Annotated in this window: 21 protein-coding genes; 19 read left to right on the forward strand and 2 right to left on the reverse strand. The window is 44.4% G+C overall.

What is annotated here, in order from left to right; translation table 11 throughout:
- Positions 1-368: 368 nt before the first annotated feature.
- The 15 genes from ppdK (at position 369) to ACESPU_RS00075 (ending at position 17,884) form a co-directional block, all read left to right on the forward strand.
- A complete protein-coding gene (gene ppdK / locus ACESPU_RS00005; RefSeq protein WP_008772196.1) occupies positions 369-3,089 on the forward strand; it encodes a pyruvate, phosphate dikinase in 2,721 nt (906 codons plus the stop codon).
- Positions 3,090-3,469: 380 nt separating this feature from the next.
- Positions 3,470-4,564 carry a HAMP domain-containing sensor histidine kinase gene (locus ACESPU_RS00010; RefSeq protein ID WP_005862364.1) on the forward strand — a complete coding sequence of 365 codons (1,095 nt, stop codon included), beginning with the start codon at positions 3,470-3,472 and terminating at the stop codon, positions 4,562-4,564.
- 58 nt (positions 4,565-4,622) lie between these two features.
- Entirely contained in the window at positions 4,623-5,012 is a 390-nt protein-coding gene (locus ACESPU_RS00015; protein ID WP_005857058.1) for a LytTR family DNA-binding domain-containing protein, read from the forward strand.
- Positions 5,013-5,016: 4 nt separating this feature from the next.
- Entirely contained in the window at positions 5,017-5,670 is a 654-nt protein-coding gene (locus ACESPU_RS00020) for an FHA domain-containing protein (protein WP_005857056.1), read from the forward strand.
- 142 nt (positions 5,671-5,812) lie between these two features.
- A complete protein-coding gene (locus ACESPU_RS00025; RefSeq protein WP_005857054.1) occupies positions 5,813-6,067 on the forward strand; it encodes a hypothetical protein in 255 nt (84 codons plus the stop codon).
- Positions 6,064-6,579, forward strand: coding sequence for an FHA domain-containing protein (locus tag ACESPU_RS00030; protein WP_008772194.1), 516 nt, complete (start codon positions 6,064-6,066; stop codon positions 6,577-6,579). The genes ACESPU_RS00025 and ACESPU_RS00030 overlap by 4 nt, the downstream gene beginning before the upstream one ends.
- A gap of 12 nt (positions 6,580-6,591) precedes the next feature.
- Positions 6,592-7,395 carry a PP2C family serine/threonine-protein phosphatase gene (locus tag ACESPU_RS00035; protein WP_005862361.1) on the forward strand — a complete coding sequence of 268 codons (804 nt, stop codon included), beginning with the start codon at positions 6,592-6,594 and terminating at the stop codon, positions 7,393-7,395.
- A gap of 41 nt (positions 7,396-7,436) precedes the next feature.
- On the forward strand, positions 7,437-9,230 hold the full coding sequence (locus ACESPU_RS00040) for a serine/threonine-protein kinase (protein WP_158593847.1): 1,794 nt from the start codon (positions 7,437-7,439) through the stop codon (positions 9,228-9,230).
- A 41-nt stretch (positions 9,231-9,271) separates the two neighbouring features.
- Positions 9,272-10,228, forward strand: a complete 957-nt coding sequence (locus tag ACESPU_RS00045) for a hypothetical protein (protein ID WP_036629346.1) — start codon at positions 9,272-9,274, stop codon at positions 10,226-10,228.
- A gap of 12 nt (positions 10,229-10,240) precedes the next feature.
- Positions 10,241-12,403: a Kelch repeat-containing protein gene (locus ACESPU_RS00050; RefSeq protein ID WP_373133057.1), complete on the forward strand. Its 2,163-nt coding sequence runs from the start codon at positions 10,241-10,243 to the stop codon at positions 12,401-12,403.
- A 2-nt stretch (positions 12,404-12,405) separates the two neighbouring features.
- Entirely contained in the window at positions 12,406-13,302 is an 897-nt protein-coding gene (locus ACESPU_RS00055) for a serine O-acetyltransferase (RefSeq protein ID WP_005857041.1), read from the forward strand.
- Positions 13,303-13,376: 74 nt separating this feature from the next.
- Positions 13,377-13,775 carry a ferredoxin gene (locus ACESPU_RS00060; protein ID WP_044546039.1) on the forward strand — a complete coding sequence of 133 codons (399 nt, stop codon included), beginning with the start codon at positions 13,377-13,379 and terminating at the stop codon, positions 13,773-13,775.
- A 21-nt stretch (positions 13,776-13,796) separates the two neighbouring features.
- Positions 13,797-15,587: an NADH-ubiquinone oxidoreductase-F iron-sulfur binding region domain-containing protein gene (locus tag ACESPU_RS00065; protein ID WP_259012846.1), complete on the forward strand. Its 1,791-nt coding sequence runs from the start codon at positions 13,797-13,799 to the stop codon at positions 15,585-15,587.
- Between the two features lie 14 nt (positions 15,588-15,601).
- On the forward strand, positions 15,602-17,392 hold the full coding sequence (locus ACESPU_RS00070) for an NADH-dependent [FeFe] hydrogenase, group A6 (RefSeq protein WP_005862352.1): 1,791 nt from the start codon (positions 15,602-15,604) through the stop codon (positions 17,390-17,392).
- 3 nt (positions 17,393-17,395) lie between these two features.
- The gene (locus ACESPU_RS00075; RefSeq protein WP_005857033.1) at positions 17,396-17,884 is read left to right on the forward strand and encodes an NAD(P)H-dependent oxidoreductase subunit E; all 489 of its coding nucleotides are present in this window, start codon (positions 17,396-17,398) and stop codon (positions 17,882-17,884) included.
- 73 nt (positions 17,885-17,957) lie between these two features.
- On the opposite strand, the gene ACESPU_RS00080 is transcribed toward ACESPU_RS00075, so the two are convergent.
- Together ACESPU_RS00080 and ACESPU_RS00085 are read right to left on the reverse strand one after the other, a co-directional pair.
- Entirely contained in the window at positions 17,958-18,929 is a 972-nt protein-coding gene (locus ACESPU_RS00080; RefSeq protein WP_005862349.1) for a TPM domain-containing protein, read from the reverse strand.
- Between the two features lie 14 nt (positions 18,930-18,943).
- Positions 18,944-19,531, reverse strand: a complete 588-nt coding sequence (locus ACESPU_RS00085; RefSeq protein ID WP_005857030.1) for a LemA family protein — start codon at positions 19,529-19,531, stop codon at positions 18,944-18,946.
- 328 nt (positions 19,532-19,859) lie between these two features.
- On the opposite strand from ACESPU_RS00085, the gene ACESPU_RS00090 reads away from it, so the two are divergent.
- The 4 genes from ACESPU_RS00090 (at position 19,860) to ACESPU_RS00105 (ending at position 24,011) form a co-directional block, all read left to right on the forward strand.
- Positions 19,860-21,239, forward strand: coding sequence for a cytochrome c peroxidase (locus tag ACESPU_RS00090; RefSeq protein ID WP_121961931.1), 1,380 nt, complete (start codon positions 19,860-19,862; stop codon positions 21,237-21,239).
- 17 nt (positions 21,240-21,256) lie between these two features.
- Entirely contained in the window at positions 21,257-21,718 is a 462-nt protein-coding gene (locus ACESPU_RS00095; RefSeq protein WP_005857026.1) for a septal ring lytic transglycosylase RlpA family protein, read from the forward strand.
- A 10-nt stretch (positions 21,719-21,728) separates the two neighbouring features.
- The gene (locus tag ACESPU_RS00100) at positions 21,729-22,661 is read left to right on the forward strand and encodes a UDP-glucuronic acid decarboxylase family protein (RefSeq protein ID WP_008779858.1); all 933 of its coding nucleotides are present in this window, start codon (positions 21,729-21,731) and stop codon (positions 22,659-22,661) included.
- A 90-nt stretch (positions 22,662-22,751) separates the two neighbouring features.
- Positions 22,752-24,011, forward strand: coding sequence for a TolC family protein (locus tag ACESPU_RS00105; RefSeq protein ID WP_373133058.1), 1,260 nt, complete (start codon positions 22,752-22,754; stop codon positions 24,009-24,011).
- Position 24,012 lies beyond the last annotated feature (1 nt).

The following is a 24,012-nucleotide window of genomic DNA, read 5'->3' on the forward strand; positions in this document are numbered from 1 at the left end:
ATGCTCATGTTTTTTGCGCATAATAATTACACATTTTATTGTTATTGAATGTGTCTACCTATATCAGCATAAGACAATTGGAAATAAATAGACACAAATAAAAGAAAAAGATCATATAATTATGTAAGGGGCAAAGAGATAGGCGGGAAATCCGATGGGAAATGGAAGCGTCAACAAACTTCCGCACGCAAATGTAAGCATTTGCTGGATATAAATGGTAAAGAATAGTTGTAAAACATGTAAAAATCTTTAACGCTATTCGTGCTTGCAAAGTAGAAATAGCATATATTTGCAGCATTGCAAAGTTGAGATAGCAATATAACAGTTGAAATCAACAAAACTAGAATCTAAATTCAATACTGTCGAATATGGAAAGAAAAAGAGTTTACACGTTCGGAAATGGAAAAGCCGAAGGTAAGGCAGATATGAGAAATCTGCTGGGTGGTAAAGGCGCTAACCTTGCCGAGATGAATCTGATTGGTGTACCGGTTCCTCCGGGATTCACGATTACAACAGAAGTTTGTATAGAGTATTACGAGTTAGGCAAAGATAAAGTCGTAGAGTTGCTGAAAGCGGATGTTGAGAAGGCGATCGCTAATATCGAAACGTTAATGAACTCTAAGTTCGGTGATGTTGCCAATCCTCTGTTAGTTTCAGTTCGCTCCGGTGCCCGTGCGTCCATGCCGGGTATGATGGATACGATATTGAACCTTGGCTTGAACGACGAGGTAGTGGAAGGCTTGTCTCGTAAGACGGGCAACGCTCGTTTCGCTTGGGATTCCTATCGTCGTTTCGTTCAAATGTACGGAGATGTCGTATTAGGCATGAAACCGACAAGCAAAGAGGATATCGATCCGTTTGAGGCGATCATCGAGGAAGTAAAGAAAGCGAAAGGCGTTAAGTTAGATAACGAGCTTGACGTTGAAGACTTGAAAACATTGGTCTCTAAATTTAAGGCAGCCGTTAAGGCCCAGACCGGACAGGATTTCCCGACTTGCGCTTATGAGCAATTGTGGGGCGCTATCTGTGCCGTGTTCAATAGCTGGATGAATGAGCGTGCTATCCTGTATCGTAAGATGGAAGGTATTCCAGACGAGTGGGGAACGGCGGTTAGCGTACAAGCCATGGTATTCGGTAATATGGGCGATACTTCCGCTACAGGCGTTTGTTTCTCTCGTGACGCGGGTAATGGTGAGGACTTGTTTAATGGCGAGTACTTGATTAACGCTCAAGGTGAGGATGTTGTAGCAGGTATCCGTACCCCGCAACAGATCACGAAGATCGGTTCACAACGTTGGGCTGAACGTGCCGGAATCTCAGAAGAAGAACGTATCGCTAAATATCCGTCCATGGAAGAAGCCATGCCGGAAATCTATAAGCAATTAGACGCTATCCAAGAGAAATTGGAAGATCATTATCGGGATATGCAAGATATGGAATTTACCGTACAAGAGGGTAAACTTTGGTTCTTGCAAACCCGTAACGGTAAACGTACCGGTGCCGCTATGGTGAAAATCGCTATCGACTTATTGCATCAAGGTATGATCGATGAGAAAACAGCGTTGAACCGTATCGAGCCGAATAAATTAGATGAGTTGCTTCACCCTGTATTCGATAAAAAAGCCGAGAAACTGGCGAAAGTGTGGGTAAAAGGTTTGCCGGCTTCACCGGGTGCCGCTACCGGACAGATCGTATTCTTCGCTGATGATGCCGCTAAATGGCATGCCGATGGCAAAAAGGTTGTCATGGTCCGTATCGAGACTTCTCCGGAAGACTTGGCCGGTATGGCTGTCGCCGAAGGTATCCTTACCGCTCGTGGAGGTATGACATCTCATGCCGCTGTTGTAGCTCGTGGTATGGGGAAGTGCTGCGTATCCGGTGCTGGTGCCTTGAACATCGATTATAAGAATAAGACTGTAGACGTTGATGGCGTGACTTTGAAAGAAGGTGATTATATCTCTATCAATGGTACGACCGGAGAAGTCTATGTCGGGCAGGTTGAGACAAAAGCCGCTGAGTTATCGGGTGATTTCGAGGAGTTAATGGCTTTAGCCGATAAATATACAAAATTGCAAGTTCGTACAAACGCTGATACGCCTCACGACGCTTCGATCGCTCGTAGCTTCGGTGCCGTTGGTATTGGCCTTTGCCGTACGGAGCATATGTTCTTCGAGGGTGAGAAGATCAAAGCTATGCGTGAGATGATCTTGGCCGAGGACGCTGAAGGTCGTAAGAAAGCGTTGGCGAAGATCCTTCCTTATCAGAAAGAGGACTTTAAGGGTATCTTCAAGGCTATGGCCGGATGTCCTGTTACCGTTCGTTTGCTCGATCCTCCTTTGCATGAGTTCGTTCCTCACGATTTGAAAGGTCAAGAGGAAATGGCTGAGACTATGGGCGTGTCCGTTAAGGAGATCCAAAAACGTGTGGAATCTCTTTGCGAGCATAACCCGATGTTGGGTCACCGTGGTTGCCGTCTAGGTAATACATATCCGGAAATTACGGAAATGCAGACTCGGGCCATTTTAGGTGCCGCTTTGGATTTGAAGAAAGAAGGTATTGAGGCTAAACCGGAAATCATGGTACCATTAACAGGTATCTTATATGAATTCAAGGAACAAGAGAAGGTGATCCGTACCGCGGCCGAAGAGCTATTCAAGGAAGTTGGCGATCGTATCGAATTCAAGGTAGGTACGATGATCGAGATTCCTCGTGCGGCATTGACAGCGGATCGTATCGCTTCCAGCGCTGAATTCTTCTCATTCGGAACGAATGACTTGACTCAGATGACATTTGGTTACTCTCGTGACGATATCGCTTCCTTCTTACCGGTTTACTTAGAGAAGAAGATTTTGAAGGTCGATCCGTTCCAAGTACTAGACCAAAATGGTGTAGGACAGCTGGTTCGTATGGCAACTGAGAAAGGTCGTGCCATCCGTCCGGATTTGAAATGTGGTATTTGCGGCGAGCATGGTGGTGAGCCTTCTTCCGTTAAGTTCTGCCATAAAGTTGGCTTGAATTACGTATCATGTTCACCTTTTAGAGTGCCCATCGCTCGTATCGCGGCGGCGCAAGCGGCTCTAGAAGACTAATCAAGGGGTTGATTTTTAATAGTTTAAGCACACGATAGACAGGAGGGTGGACTGAGTGATCAATCTACCCTCTATTTTTTTATAGTCATATGGTATAATCTTATATATCAGGATATTGAAGTGGAGGGGAAGGCAACAAAACGACTAGTTTAATCGTTCGTTTTAATTAGTCGTTTGCAAATATCGCAAAAAACATTTACTTATGAAAGTCAAAAAGACTTTAGAATATAATTTTGATGCGGTTTTTGGGGTATTTTACTAAACCTATATGTTCCCTATAAAATAATCGATATAAACGACTAATTAAAACGAACGATTAATTCATTCGTTTTTTATGGCTAAACCCTCTTTTTGCATAAATATAATGAGAACGGATATATATGAAAACGACATTAGGCATAGAGTTCGAGCCTTTTTTTCCTCAGATAAGTCATCGTGCCAAGATCGGCTGCGCAAAGTATGATTTGTCTACTGGGGAAGGAGTGGCGATGGAACAATGGTATCTGAATATGGGTGAAGTTCCGGGAACTCCATTGAGCCAGATAGTAGGCATATATTCCAATGTCAAGCCAGAAGACCGTGAATGCTTGAAAACTTCCTTGAGCCGACTTGTCCACGGAGAAACTGATCATGATCAAGGGGAAGTCCGGGTCAGGGATGGCGAGGGATGGAAATGGGTTCGTCTGGATATAATGGAGGCGGGTCTGGAGAAATCAAGCCCCATCCTATTACTGATGAATTATGATATATCTGAACTGAAAGCGATGGAAGAACGAATGCTGAAGGCCGAGAAATCAGAGCGTTTGAAATCCTCCTTTTTGGCAAACATCAGCCATGAGATCCGCATGCCATTAAACGCTATTGTCGGATTCTCTTCTCTTTTAGGGGATGAAGAGGATGGTGAGCTAAGACAAGAGTATATTAATCTTATTCAGACCAATAATGAGTTATTATTGGGTATCGTTAATGATGTATTGGATCTGGCTAAGCTCGAGTCTGGTACCATGACCTTTGATTTCATGGAATTTGATCTAAGACAACTTATTGTAGAAACGGTAGCATCTTTCCAGATCAAAGTACCGAGAGGGGTAGCTTTGACCTATCCGGAATCTTTGGATTCCTTTTTATTACGCTCCGACCGTATCCGTTTGAAACAAGTTCTTGGCAATTTTATAACAAACGCAATTAAGTACACCTCTATAGGTAGCATCATCTTGTCATATCAAGCCATGGAGAACGAGGTTCTTTTGTCCGTGACCGATACGGGGGAAGGAATGTCGGAGGAAATAAAACTTCATGTGTTCGATCGTTTTTATAAAGGACGAAACCAAAAGCAAGGCATAGGGCTTGGACTTTCTATCTGCCAAAATATAATTGAAAGGCTGGGAGGGCGTATCGGTGTCTCTTCTGAGCAGGGAAAAGGCTCTTGTTTTTGGTGCACTTTACCAATCTTTCCCCCAAAAGATACCTATTAAATAAAGAAAATACCGTATATTTGTTTTTGAAAGAGAAACGAAAAAACAATTTCTACGTATGGAGCGGTATTTAATTATAAAAACAAGGGATGAGTTGTTGCGCATTAAGATTGGTCAGATCCTTTATTTTGAAGCAGACAGGAACTATACGAAACTATTGTTGTCAAATGGCATCCAATTTACCTTCGCTATAAATATCGGAAAAATAGAAGAGATCTTAGAGAAGCAGGTCGCTGGTTGTAACAAGATATTAATGCGTGTCGGAAAAAGTCATATCATAAATAAAAATCATATCTTACAAATAAATCTCCCTAAGCAGCGTTTATTATTATTGACGGAAGAGGGTAAGCCTAAAGAGTTGGTAATATCCAAGGATCCGTTGAAAGTGCTGAAAGATAATCTTGAGAAGGAGATGGGAAAGCCTCAAGAGGAAGAGGAAAAGGAATAAGACTATGATTATAAAGATAGGAAAAGCAAAAGACAATGATTTTATTGCAAACGATCCTCATGTAAGCCGCCATCATGCCCGTCTGATACGTGAGGATGGTGGCAACTTATTATTGGAGGATACGGGATCTACTAACGGTACGTTCGTGAATGGAGCCCAGATCGTAAAGAAACGTGTTACTCCTACGGATCATATTCGCTTGGGGGATAGCTATGTCTTAAATCTTTCCGAGGTGCTTAAATACAATAATGATTATAGCGATGAATTTGCCGCATTGAAAAAAGTCTACGATGATTATATTCAAGCAAAAGTTAAGATTCAATCCTCTAATCAGTTTAAGACCAGATTATTTCAATCCTTACCATTTGCTTTGCCCGGAATAGTGGGGGTCGTGATAGGCTTCTTAGGGAAAGGTAGCCCGGAACTATTCGGCATCAGCCTCCTGATAACGATTTGTGCCCCTACGGTAGGAATCTATCTAGGAGCCAAGCAGTCGGCCAAGATTCCCCAGCAATTGCAGGATATCGCCAATCAATTTAAGATAGACTATGTTTGTCCGAAATGTGGGACATTCTTAGGTGAGATCCCTTGGGAATCATTGAAAAACCGAAAGCAATGCCCAGTTTCTTCCTGTAAGGCCAAATGGGTGAGAGAATGAGCCTTTTCTTTTCGTATAGTAAAACAGCCTCTTTTGTACATGAAACCCAAATGTTTGATTATAAGAGAGAATAACAAGTTTATTAATCCATTGCTTTTTGTACTTTTGTTTTCGGAATATTAATATATTAGGAACAAAGGTTATGCAAGAAGAGGAATATACATTCGTAACTTTAGACGGCAATGACGTCATGCCAGCGGATGCTGTCATAATAGACGTGGAAGGAGGAGGTGTCGACCTAGGCGACGCCATTGTTATAGACGATAGTAGCATCGAGTCTTTCGATCATTCAGACTTTATAACATTGGCGGACGATACGGTTATGCTTTCCGATACAGATATGATGGATCTGTACTCTACGGATATGGATGGCGCAGATATTTCGTTTATCGTATGATCGCAGTTAAATGTCCACATTGCCATGTAGGATTAAAGGTAGACGAGGGGAAGATTCCCCTCGGCATTACCTCCTTTAAGTGTCCGAAATGCAAAGAGCCTATTCCTTTGTCCTTATTATCCGAGAAAAGTAATCATCAGGAAGTCGATTCCGATACGATTTTAGTGACACCTGTCAAGACTGGAATCGGCAGACTGACGGTTCTTCCAGACGCCGATACACCTGAACAAGCGTTTCCTCTTCACGAAGGGAAGGTTGTCATTGGCCGGAAGTCGAACGCCTCACAAGCCACGATGCCAATTATCACGGCTGATCGCACGATGAGTCGCGAGCATATTTGCATTGAGGTGAAAAAAGATTCAAAAGGTGGATATAAACATTTCCTTACCGACAATAATAGTAAAAACCATACGTTATATAATAACAGTTACCTAGAGAATGGCGAGGTGGTCGTGCTCAATGATAATGACGAGATTATTATTGGTCGCACCGTCTTACGTTTTAATGAATAAAACTCATTTGTTATGATTATAACGATCGGTAAGCCATGTGCTATTACGGAAAAAGGAGGCAGATCGAATAACGAGGATTCCATTTACCCGCTTCCCGAACAAGTGACCCTTGACCAAAAATTGTTTATGGTTTGCGATGGTGTGGGTGGAGCCGAGAAAGGGGAGGTAGCCAGCTCATTAGCTTGCGAGTCCATACAAACTTTCTTTTCTACGTTCCTAAAGGATGATCCCACGCCTGAGTTTATCCATAAAGCCGTACATTATGCGGAAGTCTGTTTCGACTCCTATGTTCAAGAGCATCCGGAAGCGATGGGTATGGCTACTACGCTCACCATGGCCTATATCGCTTCTTCCGGAATCGTATTGGCTCATATCGGAGATAGCCGGATCTATCATCTGAGGAAGGGGGAGATTTTATATCAAACAGAAGATCATTCATTGGTAAATTCATTGGTTAAATTAGGTAAGATCACTCCGGAAGAAGCGTTAACCCACCCCCAGCGGAATGTGATTATCCGGGCTATACAAGGCACTCATACTCCAACAGAAGCGGACATTATTACCTTGAACGATATTCAACCCGACGATTTCCTCTTTCTTTGTACGGACGGGGTTCTTGAAAGACTGAAGAATGAAAAGATCGCAGAGATATTTAATGGTCGTTTATCTGTTCCGGAAATAAAGGACGCTCTCATGGAAGCCTGTGACGGCAAGACTCGGGATAATTTTTCTTTTTATATCATACCTATTCAAAAAGTGGAAGATAGCATGGGTTTTAAGCAAAATATTCTCTCTTTTCTTTATTCTTTTATATAAATAACGTACTTTTGGCAGATTAAATGGAATTATTCAAGGTTATGAATCTGCCAGACGGACATCTTCTTCAAAACGGAAAATACAGACTTACTCATGTGGTTGGTCAAGGTGGTTTTGGCATAACCTACAGAGGAGTTTGGTATACAGAGGTTAAAGGATCTTTAGGCACCGTAAAGACGGAGGTCCCTATCTGTGTCAAGGAATATTTCTTCAAGGATTATTGTTATAGAGAACCCGGTTCCCAAGCCGTAAAAGTACATTCGGAGACGGGAAAGGTCTTATTTAACAAGTTCAAGGAAAAACTGATCAAAGAGGCAAAGATCCTATCGGAAGTTCACCATCCCTATATCGTAAACGTGTTGGAGGTTTTCGAGGAAAACAATACGGCTTATATTGCCATGGAGTATATTTCCGGCTTCTCGCTAAAATATATGCTTGAGAAAAACGGGATATTGCCCGAAGCTACGGTCCTTAAATATGTACGGCAAATTGGCGAGGCGTTACAATTCGTTCATGATAAGAGTATCTTGCATCTGGATATCAAGCCTAGCAATATCTTGATCGATAAGAACGGGAACGCCCGCTTGATCGATTTCGGAGTCAGCAAACGTTACGATATCGAACAGGAAGAGACCAGCACTACGATGTTAACCCTTTCTAAAGGATTCGCATCCATAGAGCAATACGATAACGAAGGAACACAAGTGTTCTCGCCCCGTCCGGATATTTATTCCTTGGGAGCCACGATGTATAATCTGTTAACGGGAACAATCCCTACAGAATCTATACTACGTGCCGCACGTCCTTTGCGAAACCCCTCTGAAATCAATGCGGCGATCAGCCCGAAAACAGAGGCTGTTATCATAAAAGCGATGCAAATCATTCCTGCGGATCGCTTTGAGACGGTGGGCGAGATGTTGGCGTCTTTGGATTTTTCTCAAGCGGAAAAGGAAGTTCAGGTTGTCCCAAGTCCATCTCCCGAGATTGTGAATGAGGAAACAACGGTGGTTTATTCATCACCTGTAGATTCTAAATTAGTAGGATCGGATGATGAAGAGACTGTTGTCAATGTGGCTAATCCACCTGCCGTGGAGCCAATAACAGAAAAGAATAATTCCAGAAAGAAAATAATTCCTATCGGAATCGCTATATTTGTCGTTGTAGGATCCGCTACGGCTCTTTTAGTGCATAGCAATAGGCCCACAAAAGAGGTTGTCGAGAGTATTGATTTACCTTCAGCTGTGGAGCCGGATAGCAATGTCTCAAAAGAAGTAGAAATGCCAGATCACCCAGTTTTACATACGGAACCTCCTATCTCTGAGATAAAGGAAGCGGAGAAACAAGAGCCTAAAGTGGAAGAGAAACGACCTATGGAAACAGAGCATACGATAGAAGAGAATGTTCTCCCGGATCAGCCATCGGAAAATGAGATGAATGAGAAATATAACTCGTTAATCGCCTCCGGTAAGGAAAAAATGGCCAAAGCTGATTATTTGGGAGCTAAGAAAGATTTGTCGGAGGCAAAGGATACGAAACTTACGGAAGAGGTAGTCCGGTTGATCATCGCTTGCGATGAGAAAACCGAGGAGAAACGTATAGCGGACAAAAAGGCCCTGTATGAGGAGAAAATGGCTTTCGGACGATATAAGATCGTACGTAAGAAGTCAAATAACAGATACGGGGCGATCGATTCGAAAGCCGAGGAACGTATTCCTTGCAAATACCTAAGTGTCGGTATCGCGGATAACGGCCGGGCATTCGAACGGGAAGACAATTTGTTTGATATTTATAATTCTGACGGATCATTGATTAGCGAAGGCCTTACTTATTATTGATTGTAATATTATGAACAACTAAACATGTATTTACCTATTATATGAAAAGACTTTGGATATTGATGATATGTGCGGTATTTCCCCTCGGACTGCTGGCGCAACAGCGTACGGAATACAACCGTAAGGGAGATGAAGCGATGAAACGTCTTGATTATAGTGACGCTAAAATGTGGTACGAGGAAGGCGTATCGCAATGCGACGCATACAGTATTGATCAGCTGACTACGATTTGGCTTTCCAACGAGCGAATGCGGCCTTCCATGCGTAGCTTGATGAATAAATGTTTAAACTGCCTGACAGTCAAAGCTACGGAAGATGATCCGGATGCCATCTCTAAATTAATCATTTATTATTCGGAAGGTATCGGAACCCCTAAAAGTGAGGAGCTAGCAACCTATTGGAAAGAATACCAAGAGATGTTGTTAAAGCCGGCGGAACCGGAGGCCCAACCGATAGATTCCGCGGCGGTATCCCCTAAGAAACGAATGGAGTTTTTTGCGGGATACTCGTATTCGATCGAATCTCCTTATGGAATCACGGTAGGAGGTATGGGGCAACGCTTCGGTTGGTATGTCCGTTTCAAGACGAATATGTCTTTTATGAATTATACGGACGAATGTAATAACCAAGGGCAGATTATTAAGTTCTCTAATTCGGAAGGGGAATCTTATGAGCTTAATACAGGTAAATCCTCGAAGACAAATAGTATAGCCGGAACGGCCGGTTTAATCGTAAAATGCTTTCCGTGGTTATATGCCTCCGTTGGTTTGGGATATGGTGAAAGAGCTTTACTACATTCGTTCACGACCCATTCCTATGAAAACTACGATAGTACACGAGAGGTATGGTGCCGGAATATTGATTCCTCATACAAAGGGGTCGCTGCCGAGGTTGACTTGATGATGAAAATAACGAACTCTGTATTTATTAGCGTTGGATGCAATACGGTTAATTTTAAGTACTTGGATCTAAACGCTGGCTTAGGTGTATTCTTTTAATATTGATTATTTATGAAACATATATACTCACTCTTCTCTATTCTATTTGCGGCTTTATTAATGGCCGGATGCGTGAATGATCCGGATATAGATGGTGGCATTCGAAACGCTAAAAAACCGTCTGTTAAGACAGACGAGATATTGAAGTCCACGGCTAGTTCCGTGACAGTATCGGGGGAGGTCCTGCAAGAAAACGGCGCTCCCGTGACAGAGGCCGGTTTTTGTTGGAGCACGGAATCTACCTTTACTGTGATAGAGAAAAATAAAAAAGCCGTATCCAAGCGTAAGGTAAAATATGAGGCTACGATCGAGGGCTTAACCAATGATCTGGATTACTATATCCGGGCCTATGCGATCAATGCGGTAGATACCGCTTATGGAGAGATTTTACCTTTTAAGACGAAAGATGGATTAGGAAGCGTTAAGACCTTATTGCCAGTCAACGTGATGTCTACTTCCGTTCAATGCGGAGGTATGATAACCAAACAAGGGGAAGCCGAAATCGAGGAAAGGGGTATTTACTTAATGCTGAATCCGGAGCCTTCAGCATCCGACTCTACGATTCGTATAGACATGGAAGCCGATTCGTTCTATTGTACGATCTCCGATTTAAAACCGGAAACTACCTATTACGTTAGAGCTTACGCAAAAAGTAAATATGGTGAGTATAACGGGGCGAAAGTCGAGACCTTTAAGACCACGAATGGTCGTCCTGTATTAGATGATAACAAATTCAAGAAAATAGCGACAGAGTTTACCTATGCGGAGTTCTCCATGGAAATAATAAGCGAGGGAGATTCTCCGATCACGGCATGTGGTTTCTGCTTTAGTACTGATAAATCACCGACAATAGAAAATGGGGATACGATTATTTGCGGAGCGGGTATCGGAGAATTTGCCGGGAAAATCTATGATATGCAACAGCAGAAAGGGTATTACGTACGTGCTTATGCGACAAACGCTTTAGGTACTACCTATAGCGTAGGCGAAGGTATCCATACGATTCTGGAAAGTGAGTTGCCTACAGTCAATACGAAGGAGGTGTCTACTATTAAAAACGGTACCGCATGGGTAGGAGGAGAGGTCTTAGCCGAAGGAGCCTCACCGGTTACAGAGGCCGGTGTATGTTGGGGAACTAGTCCTAGTCCGGCCTTTGGTAATTGTGAAGGAGCGGTAGCTCTTTCTTCCGGTACACAAGCGTTTACGGGTACGATAAAGGAATTGAGAGGAGGCACGAGCTATTATTTAAGAGCTTACGCTAAAAATAAGAATGGTATCGCTTACGGAGAGGAAGTTCGCTTCCAAACTCCGGATATATTTGGAGCAGGGGCAAGGTTTGAGGGAGCTTTCCGGATACCGGGATCTACCTCTTTCTGTACCTTGGCTAATAGCACGGGATTCTTGTTAGGCGGTGACACGGGTAGGGAATACACCGATGAGTTTTGGGGATATATGACCTCTAAGAAAGAATGGTTGCCCTTAAGGTCTCAGCCTGAGAAATTATCGGGCCAAGCATGTTTCAGCATCGGATTTGGCCTATGGACTTTTGGTGGTTTGGATAACACGGGAAAGATATGTGACAGTTTATATGTATACTCCACATCCGATAATTCTTGGAGCGCCGTACAAACAGACCAGCAACGGCCTAAAGGTATGTATCGGGCGGCATGTTGCAGAATGGAAGATCAAGCGTTCCTCATAGGTGGACGTAGAGGTAACGAACTAATCGATGAAGTCTGGACTTATGAACCGAGCGCTTTCGTTTGGAGCAAGAAATCTAATTTCCCGATTAAACAATACGGCGGAATATCCGTTGTAATTGGTGACCGTATATATGCCGGACTGGGGATTATTAATAAAGCGGATCCTTCTTTGGAATATACGACACAGTTTTGGTCTACAGACAAGAACGCTGTAGCTTGGGAAAAGGAGGCTTCGTTCCCCGGAAGGATGCTTTTATGTGCTATCGCTTATGGTAATTACGTATATGGCGTAGACGGGGACGGTTATATTTGGCGCTATGATCCGGACTCTCAGAACTGGAGCCAGAAATCCCAGTTACCAGCGGCTAACAGGTCTGTACATTGCATGTATGTCTTGGATAATTATATCTATATAGGTTTGGGCAATGCCTCTAACTCATTAATCAGTTACGATCCTACTTGGGATAATTAAAGATGAATAGAACAGCGATTTTAGAACAGATACAGAAGAACGTAGAACGGCTGTCGGCTCCTGATCTACCGGAATACAAATATATCCCGTTGCATCAGAAGCCATCGCCTTCAGTCGCTACGTTGCATGAGATCATGCGCCTATTACGTACGGTTATCTTCCCCGGATTCTTTGGTACGGAACAAGAGGCTCAATTAGGCTCTATCCAATATTATACGGGAGTCTATTTGGAAAAGATCTATGATCTCTTGCAAGAGCAAATATATAATGGACTTTGTTTTGAGGTAGAGCGTTGTTGTGATTCCAAGGACCGGGCTTCCGAGATCTCGATCGCTTTTATTAACCGGATTCCTCATATCAAATATTTACTGTCCACCGATGTAAAGGCCATCTTGGATGGTGATCCGGCAGCCAAGAGCGTGAGTGAGATTATATTCTGTTATCCGGCGGTCTACGCGCTTTTACATCAACGGGTCGCTCATGAATTATTCGAGCTAGGCGTACCGGTACTCCCGCGTATCATTACGGAAATGGCACACTCGCAAACCGGGATCGACATTCATCCCGGGGCGCAGATCGGAGAATATTTCAGTATCGATCATGGAACGGGTATTGTCGTGGGACAAACCGCCATTATCGGAAACCATGTCCGCCTTTATCAAGGTGTGACGTTAGGAGCCAAGAGTTTTACGCTGGACGAGGAAGGACTTCCGATAGATTTGCCCCGTCACCCGATCATCGAGGATTATGTGACCATTTATTCCAACGCATCCATATTAGGACGGATCACTATTGGCCGAGGATCTATTATCGGGGGTAACATCTGGCTCACCCATAGTGTACCTCCCAATTCCAAGATATCTCAATCACGTGTCGAAGAAAAATTCACGGAAATATGATATTATTTGAAAGAGATTCCGTATGTTTGTGCAAATGACATTACGGTGTTTTCCTTAAATAATAGAATATGACCATGAACAAAGTAAAGACATTAGATGATCTCAAGAAAATGCGTGAATCTCTTCGTGCGTCTTTGGATCTGCGTGAAAAAAGCAATACCCCTGATCAGCTCGTACAAATTAAGGTTTCTATGGCCACTTGCGGTATAGCTGCCGGAGCCAAGGAGATAATGAGTTATTTTATCGAGGTTTTAGACCGGCAGAGAATCGATGCGTTGGTAACTCAAACCGGATGCATGGGCTATTGTTATGCGGAACCGACTATCGAAATCAAGCTTCCGGGTCAGGAGCCGTTGGTATTCGGTTATGTCGATAAGGCAAAAGTAGAAGAGATCATAGATAAGTATATCCGTAAGGGTATCTTGGTAGACGGCATCATTCCTGTAACTTACACCACCGTAAAACCCGAATAAGAAATTTAATATCTTACATAAATGGCACAATACACGAATTATATATTGGTGTGCGGTGGCACAGGTTGCCGTGCATCACAAAGCGAGCAGATCATCGAGAATCTGAGAGCCGCCGTCGAGCAATACGGATTAGAGGATACACAAGTGATCCGTACCGGATGCTTCGGTTTCTGCGAGAAGGGTCCGGTGGTTAAGATGATCCCCGATAACACTTTTTACGTACAAGTTCAACCATCGGATGCGGACGAGATCGTACGGGAGCATTTGGTAAAAGGCCGTAAAGTGGAACGGTTACTTTATATGAATCCAGAGACCCGTGAGCTGGTTCTGGACTCCAAGCATATCGGATTCTATAAGAAACAGCTACGAATCGCCCTTCGAAATTGTGGCTTTATCAACCCGGAGAATATCGATGAGTATATCGCTCGTGACGGCTATGTAGCGTTGGGAAAAGCCCTTGTGGAAATGACTCCCGAGGAAGTAATCAAGGAAATCATGGATAGTGGTTTACGGGGTCGTGGGGGCGGTGGTTTCCCCACAGGCTTGAAATGGCAGATTACCCGTAAGGTACAAGCGCCTCAAAAATACGTGGTCTGTAATGCGGACGAGGGCGACCCGGGCGCTTTTATGGATCGCTCCATATTGGAGGGCGACCCGCATTCGATTGTGGAGGCTATGGCGATTAATGGATATTGTACGGGAGCTAGCAAAGGTTTGGTATATATCCGTGCCGAATATCCGCTAGCCGTGGAACGTTTGAAAATAGCCATACGGCAAGCGAAAGAATATGGATTGCTGGGCGAGAATATATTTGGGACTGATTTCTCATTCGATATCGAGATCCGGTACGGTGCCGGAGCTTTTGTTTGTGGAGAGGAGACCGCTTTGATCCACAGTATGGAAGGTTTGCGAGGCGAGGCTACCGTAAAGCCGCCGTTCCCTAGTGAACACGGGTATAAAGGTTGTCCGACCAATGTAAATAACGTAGAGACTTATGCGAATATCCCGGTGATCTTGTTAAGAGGCGCTAAATGGTTCAGTAGTATCGGAACGGAGAAAAGCAAAGGAACAAAGGTGTTCGCCTTGGCTGGAAAGGTAAACAATGTGGGGCTGATCGAGGTTCCTATGGGTACGACTTTGCGTGAGGTTATCTTTGGAATTGGGGGAGGTATCAAGGATGGAAAGAAGTTTAAGGCTGTGCAAACCGGTGGCCCGTCAGGAGGTTGCTTGACAGAAAAGCATCTAGATCTTCCTATCGATTATGATAATTTGCTTGCCGCTGGTTCCATGATGGGTTCCGGAGGTATGATCGTCATGGACGAGGATGATTGTATGGTAGCCATGGCTAAGTTCTATCTGGACTTTACGGTCGAGGAATCTTGCGGTAAATGCGCACCGTGCCGTATCGGTAATAAACGCTTACATGAAATATTGCAGAAAATTACGAGTGGAAACGGAACCGAAGAGGATTTGACCCGTCTAAGGAATCTGGCGATGGTGATTAAGGATACCGCTTTATGCGGCTTGGGACAGACTTCTCCGAATCCGGTTTTATCTACGATGGATAATTTCTACGATGAATATCTGGCGCATGTCCGGGAGCATCGTTGTCCGTCTCATCAATGCCGGGAACTTACTCAATATTTCATCAATCCGGAGAAATGTAAAGGATGTACGCTCTGTGCCCGTGTTTGTCCGGTGCATGCAATTACAGGTGGACGGAAAATTCCTCATATTATCGATCCGCAAGCTTGTATCCGTTGCGGTACCTGTATGGAGAAGTGTAAGTTCGGAGCGATTTATGTCCACTAAATTCATTTACAATCATGGAAACAATTAAATTAATCATAGATAATAAAGAGGTGGAAGTGCCGAGAGGAACCACCATTTTAGATGCGGCAAAAAGTGTAGGTATTCATATCCCGACACTCTGTTATATGAAACTGGAGGACTTGCACTACGAGAATAATCCGGGAGCTTGCCGTATTTGTGTCGTAGAGATCGAGGGACGTAGAAATTTAGCCCCATCCTGTAAAATGGAATGTACGGAAGGTATGGTCGTACGGACACATACCCCTCGGGTAATGAATGCCCGCAGGACGGTGATGGAGCTGATCCTCTCGAATCATCCGGCGGAATGCCTGACATGTAGTAGCAACGGACATTGCGAGTTACAAAAGATCGCGCACGACCTAGGAATCCGCGAGATCCGGTATAAGGGAGAAATGTCTACATTTACGATAGATCGTTCCCCTTCTATTGTCCGGAACATGAACAAATGCATCATGTGCCGCCGTTGTGAGACCATGTGCAATACGATACAGACGGTTGGCGCCTTGACTGCCGTGAACCGTGGATTTAACGCGGCCGTATCGACAGCTTTCGAACGGGATATGGCCGGAAGTACCTGTTCTTATTGTGGACAATGCGTATCCGTCTGTCCTGTAAACGCGCTTAGCGGACGTAATACGCAACAGCCGGTCTTGGACGCTTTGGCCGATCCTACTAAAATTGTTATCGCCCAGACAGCGCCGGCGGTTCGCACAGCGTTGGGACGTGATTTCGGGTATGAGCCGGGTACATTGGTTACAGGCAAGATGGTTTCAGCTTTGCGTCAATTGGGTTTTGATTATGTATTTGATACGGACTTTGCCGCCGACTTGACCATTATGGAAGAGGGAACGGAATTATTACATCGCCTAGGTAGTTACTTGAATGGAGACAAAGAGGTGAAAATACCGTTAATGACGAGTTGTTGTCCGGGCTGGGTTAGCTTTGTGGAACAACATTTCCCCGAGTTACGGGATAATTTATCTACAGCCAAGAGCCCGCAGCAAATGTTCGGAGCGATCGCCAAGAGCTATTTCGCCGAGAAGTTGGGAGTGGACCGTAAGGATTTGGTAGTCGTATCTATCATGCCTTGTTTGGCGAAGAAGTATGAGGCTAGCCGCCCGGAGTTTAGCGTGGAAGGTAATCCCGATGTAGATTATTCGATATATACTCGTGAGTTAGCCCGTTTAATCCGTTATGCGAATATAGATTTCAATGAACTGCCGGATGGTGAGTTCGATCGCCCGTTGGGTGAATCTACCGGAGCGAGCGTGATCTTCGGTACTACCGGCGGTGTTATCGAGGCCGCTTGCCGTACAGCTTATGAATTATATACGAAGAAAAATCTGGATAAAGTGGATTTCGAGGAGTTACGCGGACTGGAAGGTATTCGTAGCGCTACCATCGATTTTAATGGGACTCCGGTAAAGATCGGTATCGCTCATGGTCTGGGGAATGCCCGCAAATTGATCGAGGAGGTGAAGAACGGTACCTCTCCTTATCATGCGATCGAGGTGATGGCTTGTCCGGGAGGCTGTATCGGCGGTGGCGGACAACCGTTCCACCGAGGCCGTATGGAGGTACTTCGCCGGCGTGCTGCCGCTCTTTACCGGGAAGACGCTAACAAACCGCTTCGCAAGAGCCATGAGAATCCGTATATCCAGCAATTATACAGCGAGTATTTGGGAGAGCCTTGCGGACCGAAAGCCCACAAATTACTGCATACCCATTACATAGATCGTAAGGAAGTAATCGGTATGTATATAGAAACTGAAAAAAGTAAATAAGCCATGAATGAGATACATTTGCCTAAAACAAAAGTAGCGGAGCTACATGCGATATGCGCTGAACGCAACAACGATCCCGGGGAGTTGATCAATATCTTGCACGCCGCCCAAGGCTTGTTCGGATATTTACCACCGGAAGTCCAACAGGTTATCGCCGCCGAATTGAATATCCCGGTCTCAAGGGTATATGGCGTAGTTACTTTTTACTCATTCTTTACGATGACCCCCAAGGGGAAATACCCCATCTCGGTTTGTCTGGGAACGGCCTGTTACGTGCGTGGCGCGGAAAATGTTCTGGAAGAAATGCAACGTCAATTGGAAATAAAGGTAGGAGAGACTACACCGGACGGTTTGTTCTCCTTGGATTGCTTACGCTGTGTCGGTGCTTGCGGATTGGCTCCGGTGGTCATGATCGGCGGGAAGGTCTATGGAAGGGTTACTCCCGAGAAGGTACGGGATATACTTTCCGACTACTATCTGAAAGAGCAATAAGATACGAAAACACAAGCGGTCACATAAGGTTTTACGTGACCGCTTGTATAAAATAATGCGAATAATCGTATTTTCAGAAACGACTGATCGAACCGCCACCCCCGGAGCTTCCACCTCCCCAAGAGCCGCCACCGCCGCCTCCGCTAAAACCTCCGAAACCACCACCGCCCCCCATAATAATAGGGCCACCTCCTCCTCGGTGTATGCGGTCGATGGTACGATTTTTTTTCTCTGTATACCCGCAACTCTTACAGCGATATACATCTTCGGCCAGACCTTCCGAAAAACGAGTCGCTTCCCGGATCACCTGCTGCCCCATATACACAAAGGTTTTCTTTCCACAACGGGGGCATGCCTTCGGACGATACTTTAAGTATGCGATAAACGCCGAGAAACCGATCATCCCGATAATCCCCACCACGAATATCCACATAAAATCATCATCGGACGAGGAAGAAGAACGGTTGCCAGTCATGCCTGCCCGTTCATAGTCGCTGGACATTAAATACTTGGTAACCGCCATGACTCCTTTCAACATGCCGGCGCTATAATCCCCGGCCTTTAGATCGGGCATCATATACCGCTGCTGGAGCCGGTAGCAAATCGCGTCGGGTAAGACACCCTCGATGCCATATCCCGTCTCGAAAACGACCGAACGTTGGGAAGGTTCCGTCACCAACTGGATCAATAAACCATTATCCTTGCTCTTTTGTCCCAATCCCCAATGTTTGAATAAATCCGTAGCGAACATCCGGGCATCCTGATCCCCGATGCTATTCACGGCAACGACAGCTACCTCGATACCGAGACTATCTTCCACTACATTTAATAATTGATTGATACGTGCCGCGTCATCCGGGGTAATGATACCATCCGGATTACTGACATGGTTCAACCGGTTGGAAAGACGTACGTTCGGAATGGTCTCGATCGAATAATCCTTTGCCGCGAAAATAGAGGAGGCAAAACCAACCAGCAATAAACTGATCCATAAAAGGCTTACCGGACACTTGCGTCTAGATCTTATATTCTTTATCTCACTCATTCAGCGAATGGCTATTAGAATTCTACCTTAGGAGCCTTTTCCGCACCGGATTCAGCGGCGAAATAAGCTTTCGATTGGAAGCCGAACATTCCGGACAAAATATTGTTCGGGAATTGGCGAATATAGGTATTATAAGACTGAGCTACCTCATTAAAACGTTTACGCTCTACTGAGATACGATTTTCGGTCCCTTCCAATTGAGCTTGAAGCTCCATAAAGTTTTGATTCGCTTTTAAGTCTGGATAACGCTCTAAAACAAGCATCAAACGGGAGAGGGCATTTCCTAACTCACCTTGTGCGGACTGGAATTTCTTCAAGGATTCCTCAGTAAGGTTAGAAGGATCAATCGTAGTCTTCGTCGCCTCGGCACGAGCGTTGACCACACCTTCTAAAGTCTCTTTCTCATGCGCGGCGTATCCTTTTACCGTATTTACCAGATTCGGGATCAAATCCATACGGCGTTGATATTGGTTCTCAACTTGGCTCCATGCGGTTTTCACGCCTTCGTCTTGAGTTACCATATTATTATACACGCCTTTCACCCAAAAGAATAATATCGCTACGATAGCGATGATAATCCATACAACTTTGTTCTTAAACATCTTTGCCTTATAATTTATTGATTATACATAATGAGACAAAGCTATATAAAAAAATCGGATTATCCACATAGCGATTGGCGGCTGCTTATAACTGCGATTGTTAGCTGCTTATAATGGGCATTGTAACATCCTTATATTGCCCATTGTTAGGACCTCATACCGGGCATTATAGGAAGGAGCTTGCCGCGATGCTGCGGATGGAAGCCCACCGCATAGATTCTATTTATCTTCCCATAGATAAAACTGATCAATGAAATCCAAGGCTTTTAGGGTACATGTAAGTGAATTGTTCTATATTTGCACTTAATAAATCTAAATAAATATAGTTATGCGTAAAACAATTTATGCTAAAATGACGGCATTACCGGTAGGACTCTGCGCTTTAGCCTTTGCGGTTACCTCGTGCGGTTCTTCCGAATACAAGAAATTTGCCGACAATGAAGGTAAGCAAGTGGCCTCTATCCTGCGGGAAAACGACTGTTTGGCCTGCCACTCTGAAAATGCGCCTCTGCCATTTTACGGTAATTTACCGTTGATCGGTCCCGTTGTACAGGCAGACATGAAGGAGGCCGTTCACTATGTGGACTTGACTGCTATGGTGGAAGCCTTGGAGAACGGGCAGCCCGTTTCAGAGGTTGATTTGGCGAAGGTGGAGAATACGGCCCTAAGCGGCTCTATGCCCCCGGCTAAGTATTCCCATATGCCGATGCACTGGGGAACCAGCCTTGACGACAATGAGAAAGCGGTGATCATTTCATGGGCGAAGAATGTCCGTAAAGATCGTTTCACGACCGAAACCGTAGCGGAAGAATTTAAGAATGAGCCTCTTCAGCCTCTAATGAAGAGCTTGCCTACAGATTCGGCGAAGGTAGAGTTGGGTTTTGCCCTGTATCATGATACTCGTTTGTCTGCGGACAATACGATCTCTTGCGCTACTTGCCACGGATTGAACACAGGTGGTGTAGACCGTAAGCAATATTCGGAAGGTATTAATGGACAGTTCGGTGGTGTTAACGCTCCGACCGTATATAATGCGGCGCTTAATTTCGTTCAATTTTGGGACGGACGTGCGGCAGACCTAAAAGAGCAAGCGGCTGGTCCTCCATTAAACCCAGTGGAAATGGGTTGTACCTCATTCGACCAGATTTGCGAGGCTTTAGCGCAAGATAAGGATTTCACGAAGAAATTCACGGAAGTGTATCCGGAAGGTTATTCTCAATCTACGATCACGGACGCTATCGCTGAGTTTGAGAAGACCTTGCTTACGCCGAGTCGTTTCGACAAATACTTGATGGGAGATAAAAACGCGCTTACAGCGGAAGAATTAGAGGGCTATCAACTATTCAAGGACAATAAATGCGCTACTTGCCACGTTGGTGTAAATGTCGGTGGTCAATCTTACGAGTTCATGGGTATCAAGAACAGCTATTTCGATTACCGGAATACAGGGTTGACGGACGGTGATAACGGACGCTATGCCGTGACTAAGAAAGAATCCGATCGTCATAAGTTCAAAACCCCGACACTTCGTAACGTGATGCTGACTTATCCGTACATGCACGACGGAACGGTAGCCTCTGTAGAGGATGCGATCCGTATCATGCATGAGTTCCAGATCGGAAAGGAGATCAATGATGTAGAAGTTGAAAAAATCGTTGTTTTTCTAAGGACTTTGAACGGAGAATATAATGGAAAAATGCTTCAATAATTGATTAAAAAAGGTACATGTCCTTCCGCTTGTTCTACATATTACTTATATTTGCCGCAGTTAAGTGTGGAGAAGGAATATGGGCACAGGAGGAAGGACTTGCTTCGTATTACCATCATCGTTTCCACGGCAGGAAATCATCCAGTGGAAGGGTTCATGATAAAGAAGAATTAGTCGCCGCGCATCGTACGTATCCTTTTGGTACTTTTTTAAGAGTCACGAACTTGGAGAATATGAAAAGTACCATTGTATGCGTAACGGATCGTGGACCTCGTTATAGAAAACGAATCATTGATGTATCAGCGAGCGCCGCCGAGATATTGGATTTTATCGATAAAGGTGTCGCTAAGGTACGGATAGAAGTCGTTCCCGGCCCCTTAGACCTCCGCTATCTGGACTTGATCTATCCTAAGATTCCTTATCTGGATATAGATTATTTACGTCCGGATCCACCTTATAGGGTGAAATTCACGAAATAAATTTAATATAATGAAGCAAATACTTATCACCGGGGGCGCCGGCTTTATCGGTTCTCATTTATGTGCCCGTCTTTTAGAAGAAGGAAATGAAGTAATTTGTCTGGATAACTATTTTACGGGAAGTAAGGAGAATGTGATTCCTCTGCTGAAAAATCCACATTTCGAGTTGATCAGGCATGATGTTTCTATACCGTTCCAAGCCGAGGTCGATGAGATTTATAATTTGGCATGTCCCGCATCTCCAGTTTATTATCAAATAGATCCGATACAGACGATCAAGACATCCGTGTTAGGAGCGGTCAATATGTTAGGTCTGGCAAAACGGGTGAACGCTAAGATATTACAAGCATCTACCAGTGAGGTGTATGGAGATCCCATGATACACCCGCAGCCGGAAAGCTATTGGGGAAATGTCAACCCGATAGGGCCTCGCTCTTGTTATGACGAGGGCAAGCGTTGCGCCGAGACCTTATTTATGGATTACCATCGCCAAAACAAGGTTCGCATTAAAATCATCCGCATCTTTAATACGTATGGGCCTAATATGAGTACGAACGATGGCCGTGTCGTCTCTAATTTCATTATACAGGCATTACAAAATAAGGACATTACGATTTATGGGGATGGAAACCAAACTCGTAGTTTCCAATATGTAGACGATTTGATCGAGGGGATGATTCGCATGATGAATACCTCGGATGATTTTACCGGCCCGGTAAATATCGGAAATCAGGGAGAGTTCTCGATGAACGAGTTGGCCAAGATCGTGATCCGTTTGACAAACTCCTCCTCTAAGATCGTATACCGCCCGTTGCCGGGAGACGATCCCAAGCAACGTAAGCCCGATATTACGTTGGCCAAAGAGAAATTAGATGGGTGGGAACCTACGGTTTGTTTGGAGGAAGGATTAAAGAAAACGATATTATACTTTAAATCTCTCTAATAAATTTCTAATTTGGCCTAAGAGTATTCTAACTAAATATTCATAAGCGATAAAAGAGTGACTTCTACCTTTGCGTAAAATTTAACGCAAATGGACAGACGAGTCACTCTTTTACTTTTTTTATCTCTTCTTTTCTCTGGGGCGAAAGCCTCTGTTGTCTCCCTCTCCTTGAAAGAGTCCGAGCAACGTTTCTCTGAACACAATCTGGAAGTGATAGCCGAACGGTATAATATCGATATAGCCGAGGCTCAGGTGGTACAGGCCAAACTTTTCGAGAATCCCGTGGTCTCTTTGGAGCAAAATGTTTATAACCGGTTGAACGGACATTACTTTGATTTCGGAAAACAAGGGGAAACGATCGTAGAGGTGGAACAGTTGATCTATATCGCCGGACAGCGAAACAAACGTGTCCGTTTGGAGAATATCCATAAGGAAATGGCCCTTTACCAATTCGAGGAAGTATTAAGAACCCTCCGGAGCGAGTTGAAGGAGAAATTCGTAACGCTTTATTTCACCCGGAAATCCCAATCCATTTACGATCGTGAGATCGATTCTTTGGCTCATCTGTTGGTGGTTCTCAAGGAGCAGAATGAGAAAGGGAATGTTTCTTTATTAGAGAAGTCCCGTATCGAGGCCCTATTACTCTCTTTACGGCAAGAGCGGAATGATATCGCCAACCAAGTTATCTCCCTTCAAGGAGACATGCGGCTTTTACTAGGAATATCCGGCAATGATACCTTCGAGCCGATATTCGATGAGTCTGTGTTGAACCAGATCGATATGGACTCCGTTCCTTTCTCTGAATTGACCTCTTTATTATACGAACGTCCGGATCTTAAGTTGGCGCAAGCAAGCGTCAAGGCTTCGGAGGCGGACGTGAGATTACAACGTTCCCTCGCTTTCCCGGAAGTGAGCGTAAAGGGTACGTATGATAAGGCGGGTAACTTTATCAATGATTATTGGGCGATCGGCTTGAGCGTCTCTCTCCCTATATTTAACCGGAATCAAGGGAATATCAGGGCGGCGAAAATATCCGTCGCTCAAAAGGCCCATAAGGAAGAATACGCACGCCGCCAGGCCGAGAATGAATTATTCACCAGCTATGCCCGGTTGGAAAAGGCGATTCAGCTCTATCGTTCCTCGAACTATGGGTTGGAGAAGGATTTCGCCTTGATTATCGAAGGCGTGAACTCGAATTTCCAAAAACGGAATATCAGTCTCCTTGAGTTTATCGATTATTATGAGACCTACAAAACAACCTGCTTGCAACTTTACCAAACTCAAAAAGAAGTGTTACTGGCCTTGGAGGAGGTAAATACCGTAACGGGTAGCCATGTATTCAACTATTAAA

This window comes from Parabacteroides sp. 20_3 (assembly GCF_964238835.1).
GTDB classification, from domain to species: Bacteria; Bacteroidota; Bacteroidia; order Bacteroidales; family Tannerellaceae; genus Parabacteroides; species Parabacteroides distasonis.

What these genes read in the sequence shown, in the direction of transcription:
- ppdK (WP_008772196.1), top strand. Translation starts at nt 369, where the DNA reads ATGGAAAGAAAAAGAGTTTACACGTTCGGAAATGGAAAAGCCGAAGGT.
- ACESPU_RS00010 (WP_005862364.1), top strand. Translation starts at nt 3,470, where the DNA reads ATGAAAACGACATTAGGCATAGAGTTCGAGCCTTTTTTTCCTCAGATA.
- ACESPU_RS00015 (WP_005857058.1), top strand. Translation starts at nt 4,623, where the DNA reads ATGGAGCGGTATTTAATTATAAAAACAAGGGATGAGTTGTTGCGCATT.
- ACESPU_RS00020 (WP_005857056.1), top strand. Translation starts at nt 5,017, where the DNA reads ATGATTATAAAGATAGGAAAAGCAAAAGACAATGATTTTATTGCAAAC.
- ACESPU_RS00025 (WP_005857054.1), top strand. Translation starts at nt 5,813, where the DNA reads ATGCAAGAAGAGGAATATACATTCGTAACTTTAGACGGCAATGACGTC.
- ACESPU_RS00030 (WP_008772194.1), top strand. Translation starts at nt 6,064, where the DNA reads ATGATCGCAGTTAAATGTCCACATTGCCATGTAGGATTAAAGGTAGAC.
- ACESPU_RS00035 (WP_005862361.1), top strand. Translation starts at nt 6,592, where the DNA reads ATGATTATAACGATCGGTAAGCCATGTGCTATTACGGAAAAAGGAGGC.
- ACESPU_RS00040 (WP_158593847.1), top strand. Translation starts at nt 7,437, where the DNA reads ATGAATCTGCCAGACGGACATCTTCTTCAAAACGGAAAATACAGACTT.
- ACESPU_RS00045 (WP_036629346.1), top strand. Translation starts at nt 9,272, where the DNA reads ATGAAAAGACTTTGGATATTGATGATATGTGCGGTATTTCCCCTCGGA.
- ACESPU_RS00050 (WP_373133057.1), top strand. Translation starts at nt 10,241, where the DNA reads ATGAAACATATATACTCACTCTTCTCTATTCTATTTGCGGCTTTATTA.
- ACESPU_RS00055 (WP_005857041.1), top strand. Translation starts at nt 12,406, where the DNA reads ATGAATAGAACAGCGATTTTAGAACAGATACAGAAGAACGTAGAACGG.
- ACESPU_RS00060 (WP_044546039.1), top strand. Translation starts at nt 13,377, where the DNA reads ATGAACAAAGTAAAGACATTAGATGATCTCAAGAAAATGCGTGAATCT.
- ACESPU_RS00065 (WP_259012846.1), top strand. Translation starts at nt 13,797, where the DNA reads ATGGCACAATACACGAATTATATATTGGTGTGCGGTGGCACAGGTTGC.
- ACESPU_RS00070 (WP_005862352.1), top strand. Translation starts at nt 15,602, where the DNA reads ATGGAAACAATTAAATTAATCATAGATAATAAAGAGGTGGAAGTGCCG.
- ACESPU_RS00075 (WP_005857033.1), top strand. Translation starts at nt 17,396, where the DNA reads ATGAATGAGATACATTTGCCTAAAACAAAAGTAGCGGAGCTACATGCG.
- ACESPU_RS00080 (WP_005862349.1), bottom strand. Translation starts at nt 18,929, where the DNA reads ATGAGTGAGATAAAGAATATAAGATCTAGACGCAAGTGTCCGGTAAGC.
- ACESPU_RS00085 (WP_005857030.1), bottom strand. Translation starts at nt 19,531, where the DNA reads ATGTTTAAGAACAAAGTTGTATGGATTATCATCGCTATCGTAGCGATA.
- ACESPU_RS00090 (WP_121961931.1), top strand. Translation starts at nt 19,860, where the DNA reads ATGCGTAAAACAATTTATGCTAAAATGACGGCATTACCGGTAGGACTC.
- ACESPU_RS00095 (WP_005857026.1), top strand. Translation starts at nt 21,257, where the DNA reads ATGTCCTTCCGCTTGTTCTACATATTACTTATATTTGCCGCAGTTAAG.
- ACESPU_RS00100 (WP_008779858.1), top strand. Translation starts at nt 21,729, where the DNA reads ATGAAGCAAATACTTATCACCGGGGGCGCCGGCTTTATCGGTTCTCAT.
- ACESPU_RS00105 (WP_373133058.1), top strand. Translation starts at nt 22,752, where the DNA reads ATGGACAGACGAGTCACTCTTTTACTTTTTTTATCTCTTCTTTTCTCT.